3 protein-coding genes and 1 pseudogene are annotated in these 4,887 nt (G+C 70.4%); 3 read left to right on the plus strand and 1 reads right to left on the minus strand.

Annotated elements, in window-relative coordinates; translation table 11 throughout:
* The 3 genes from WBA11_RS16050 to WBA11_RS16060 form a co-directional block, all read left to right on the plus strand.
* The coding region (locus WBA11_RS16050; RefSeq protein ID WP_424521665.1) for an AAA family ATPase at positions 1–1,146 on the plus strand (1,146 nt) is incomplete at its 5' end.
* Positions 1,147–1,254: 108 nt separating this feature from the next.
* Positions 1,255–2,997, plus strand: a complete 1,743-nt coding sequence (locus WBA11_RS16055; protein ID WP_424521666.1) for a hypothetical protein — start codon at positions 1,255–1,257, stop codon at positions 2,995–2,997.
* 91 nt (positions 2,998–3,088) lie between these two features.
* Positions 3,089–4,651 (plus strand): acyl-CoA carboxylase subunit beta, encoded by a 1,563-nt coding sequence (locus WBA11_RS16060; RefSeq protein WP_424521667.1) that lies wholly within the window; start codon positions 3,089–3,091, stop codon positions 4,649–4,651.
* A 30-nt stretch (positions 4,652–4,681) separates the two neighbouring features.
* Here the strand turns inward: WBA11_RS16060 and WBA11_RS16065 are convergent.
* Positions 4,682–4,887 (minus strand): annotated as a pseudogene (locus WBA11_RS16065) (hypothetical protein); the annotation flags it as partial.

The raw sequence follows: 4,887 nt of genomic DNA on the forward strand, positions 1-4,887 counted from the left end.
GGCGACGCCCGGCTCGCCCACGCCAAAGCGCAGTCGCTCGCGCAGTCGGCTCGTGAGGCGCGCGACCGAGCCCAGCGCATCGCCAAGGACGTGGCGACGCGCCAAGAAGAGCGAGCCCTCGAGGCCGAGCGCATCCGCGACGAGATCTCGGACGTGTCGGAGGCCGGCGCGGGCCTCGAGACCCGGCTGGACCAGGAGCGCCACCGGACCGACGCGCTCCAGACCGCGGCGTCCGACGCCGAGACGGCCGTTCTGCAAGCCCGGTCCAAGATCGCCGACGCCGAGCGGGCGCTGCGCGAGGTCCGTGGGAAGCGCGAGGCCGCGACCGAGGCCAAGACCCAGGCCGAGCTCCGACTCGCAGAAGTGGCGACGCGACAGGACGGGCTGCTCGAACGCCTCCACGACGAGCACGGCGCCGACCTCGAGGACGCGTCCAGCGAACTCGACCGGCTGCAATCCGAAGAGCTCTTCCAGCCCGACGCCGCCCGCGTCGAGATCCCGGACCTGCGCCAGAAGCTCCGTGGTCTGGGCGCCGTCAACGCCCTCGCCTTGGAGGACTACGAAACGGAGCAGGAGCGCTTGACCTTCTTGCAAGAGCAGCGCGCGGACCTGGCCGGTGCCGAGGCGTCGCTCTTGGAGACGATCAAGGAGATCAACGACACGGCCCGCCGACGCTTCGACGAGACGTTCACCGAGGTCCGCCAGGCGTTCCAAAAGATCTTCCGCGACCTGTTCGGCGGCGACGCCACCGCCGACGTCGCCCTCGATGGCGACGACCCGCTCGAGGCGCCGGTCGCCATCACGGCGCGCCCTCGAGGCAAGCGGCCGGTCTCGCTCGCCCAGCTGTCCGGCGGCGAAAAGACGCTGACCGCGACCGCGCTCCTGTTCGCGATCTACCTCGTCAAGCCCAGCCCGTTCTGCATCCTGGACGAGGTCGATGCGCCGCTCGACGACGCCAACGTGGCCCGGTTCATGAACCTGATCCGCTCGTTCGCGGACTCGACGCAGTTCATCCTGGTCACCCACAACAAGCTGACGATGGAGGCCGCCGACCGGATGTACGGCGTGACCATGCCGACGCCCGGCGTCAGCCGCCTGGTCGGCGTCCAGTTCGACGGCTTCGAGGACGAGCCCGCGCAGGCGTAGTCCGGCCCCGGCCCGACCTCGAGGACGACCGGACGAGGCGCCAGGAGCCCGTGGAAAACGCCGAGGCACCGCCCCCGTAGCTTGACCTCCCCCCACTCGCGTCCGTCCATGTCCGACGCTCTCTCCGCCACCTCGAGAGCCCTCGCCCGCCGGGCGCTCCTCGTCCTGCCCGCCGACCGCCCTCGAGGACGCGCCGACGTGGCCCGGCTTCCCGCCCCCATCGGCCGGCTCTTGGCCGCCCGGCTCGACCGGGCCGTCGACGCAGCCGCGCCGTCGTCGCCCTGGATCGACCACACCGACGACCGCGTCCGGGAGGCGACGGCAAACTGGGTCGAGGCCGCCCGAGCCGCCGTGCAATTCCCGGTCGAGGACTGGGAGAGCGCCGTCGAAGATGCCGCTTCGCAGGCGCTCGAGCATCTGGTCCAGCCATGTGCCACCATCGCCGAAGCCGCCGTTCCCGAGGGGCCGGTTTCTGTCGAGGCGGCCATCGCCCGGGGCCGCCGGTTCGGCGCGTACCCGTACCTCCTCGAGGTCGCCGCGCGCTACGCCCAGCGGAAGGAGATCGGCCAGGTGGATCGCCAGACGTTCTTTCAGCTTCTCGACCGGATCGACCGCAGGATGGTGGAGCCGTTCGGCGCGGACGAGTGGATCAACCTCTTCAACCCCCTCTTCGCGCTCGTCGCCCCGGTGGGTAGCCCCGTCGGCACGATCCCGGCCGAGGTTTTGAAAGCCGCGTTCCAGGCCCGTGGCGCAGACGAGATCGCTTCGAGGCTGAGCGGCGACCTCACGGAACAGGACGTGAGGGACCGCATCGAGGACGACTCGGTCGGGGCCGGGGCGGCTACGGAGGACGCTCCAGAAGAGGTCGAGGCACCAACCGTTGACGAGCCAGACGTTGAGGCGCGCCACATCGCGACCGAGCCCCCGAAGCTCACGCCGGCGCCGCTCCCGCCCATCGCCGACGACAGCATCCCGTCGATCATCGGGTCGAAGTACGGGCGTCCTGAGCTCGACGGCCTCGACGACTCGAGCGTGGTCGGCCCTCCCCGCCCCGTCTCGAAGCCCGTCGCCGACCTCGAGGTCGACTCCGCTGAAGACCCGGAGCCGCCTGCTCCAGAACAACCGGCGATGGACGATGCTCCCCCAAGCGCCGACGCGAGGCCTCCGAGCCCGCTCGAGCAAATCCTGAGGCAGGCATCGACTAGCGCCGAGCCGAAGGGGGGGACGCCTTTCAAGGAAGAGCCCTTGTGGAAGCGGCTCGCCCGTCAGCGCGAGGAGCGGGAACGTGGATCGGCCCCGACGCCGGAGGCTCCTGCACCAGCCGCGTCCGCTCCGGCGTCCGAAGCGGACGTCCCCCTGTGGAAGCGATTCGCCCAGTCCGACCTCGCCAACCGACTTCCGCCTCCTGAAACCGAGGACTTCGTCGCCGAGACGGTCGACCCGGAGGACGTCTCCGTCGACGACGCGGAAGCGTTCATCGGCGACCAGGAAGACGCCACCTTCGAGGACGTCCCGACCGACGCTTCCGACCCCGGATCACGTCCGGGGCCGGCTCTCGAGGACGACACCGCAACTCCCGACCTCGAGGACGGCGCGCCCGCCGACGACCTCGAGGTCCGCGTCCTCGGACCCGACGCCGGCGACCGCCGCTCGTGGTACGTGGCGGAGCTGTTCGGCGGCAGCGCGGCCGACTACCGGTCCACGCTCCAGTCCATCGACGAGGTAGACAGCTACACGGAGGCCACGACGGTCGTCTCGACGAACGTGCTCGTCAAGAACAGCGTGAGCCCGTTCTCCGACGCCGCCATCGCGTTCATCGACGCCGTCCAGTTCCAGTTCGAGAACCGCTAGCCGTCCTCGAGGACGAGGACCCCGCACGTCCCGGCGACCTCGAGGACGGGGCCGGCTGCCCGTAGCTTCGCGCGCACGCCCCCTGCGCCCGATGCCGACCGAACCGACCCACGACGCCCTCTACGCCGACCTCGAGGAGCGGCGCGCCGAAAGCCGAGCCGGTGGCGGCGACGCCCGCGTCCAGCGGCAGCACGACCGCGGCAAGCTGACCGCGCGGGAGCGGATCGAGATTTTGCTGGATCCCGGATCGTTCACCGAGACCGGCGCCTTCGTCCGGCACCAAGCGCGCGGATTCGGCCTCGAGGACTCGCGTCCCTATGGCGACGGCGTCGTGACCGGGTGGGGCACCGTCGAGGGCCGCACGGTCTACGTCTTCTCCCAGGACTTCACCGTCTTCGGCGGATCGCTGGGCCTGGCTCACGCCGAGAAGATTGTCCGGCTGATGCAGCTCGCGATGGAGAACGGCGCGCCGGTCGTGGGCTTGAACGACTCGGGCGGGGCGCGCATCCAGGAGGGCGTCGCGGCGTTGGGCGGCTACGCCGACATCTTTCTCCAGAACACGCTCGCCTCGGGCGTCGTGCCCCAGATCTCGGCCGTGCTCGGCCCGTGCGCGGGGGGCGCCGTGTACTCGCCGGCGATCACCGACTTCACGTTCATGGCGCGCGGCACGAGCTACATGTTCGTGACCGGCCCCAACGTGGTCAAGACGGTGACCAACGAGGAGGTGACGCAGGAGGAGTTGGGCGGCGCCGACACGCACGCGAGCAAGTCCGGCGTCTGCCACCGCGCGTTCCCGAACGAGGGCGCGCTCTTGCTGGGCATCCGCGAGTTGTTGGGCTACCTCCCCTCGAACTGCGAGGACCCGCCGCCCGTCGTCGCGACGCAAGACGCGTCCTCGAGGGCGGACGCCGAGCTCGACGCGATCGTCCCAACGAACGCAAACAAACCGTACGACATCACCGACGTCATCTCGCGCGTCGTGGACGACGGCCGCTTTTTCGAGATCCACCCCGACTTTGCGTCGAACATCGTAGTCGGCTTTGCGCGGCTAGGAGGCCGGTCCGTCGGCATCGTGGCGAACCAACCGGCCGTGCTGGCGGGCGTCTTGGACATCGACGCGTCGGTCAAGGGCGCGCGGTTCGTCCGGTTCTGCGACGCGTTCGGGATCCCGTTGGTCGTCCTCGAGGACGTGCCCGGCTTCCTGCCCGGCACGGACCAGGAGTGGAACGGGATCATCCGCCACGGGGCCAAGCTGCTCTACGCCTTCTGTGAGGCGACCGTCCCCAAGATCACCGTCATCACGCGCAAGGCCTACGGCGGCGCCTACGACGTGATGAACTCGAAGCACATCCGCGCCGACCTCAATCTGGCCTGGCCCACGGCCGAGATCGCGGTGATGGGGCCGAAGGGGGCCGTCGAGATCATACGCAAGCGCGAGATCGCCGCTGCCGATGACCCCGCGGCGGCCGAGGCCGAGTTCACCGAGGAGTACCGCGAGCGGTTCGCCAACCCCTACGTCGCCGCTGAGCGGGGCTACGTCGACGACGTGATCCGCCCGTCCGAGACGCGGGCGCGGCTGATCGGCGCGCTCGAGATGCTCAAGAACAAGGTCCAGACGCTGCCCCGCAAGAAGCACGGCAACCTGCCGCTGTAGACGCGGCTTCGAGGACGCCAGCGCCATGGATCACCGCACGACGGTGACCGTCCGGCTCGAGACCGCGCCCCCCGCCCTCGAGCGGACGACGTACACGCCGGCCGGCCACCCCGACACGTCCAAGGCGAACCCGTGTTCGCCGGCCCCGAGTGCGCCGTCGTGAAGCACGGCCACGCGGCGGCCCAACGCGTCGAACGCCTCGAGGACGACGATCTCCGACCGGTCGAGCGCGAGCG

The sequence above is a fragment of the Rubrivirga sp. genome (assembly GCF_049648075.1).
Classification (GTDB): domain Bacteria; phylum Bacteroidota; class Rhodothermia; order Rhodothermales; family Rubricoccaceae; genus Rubrivirga.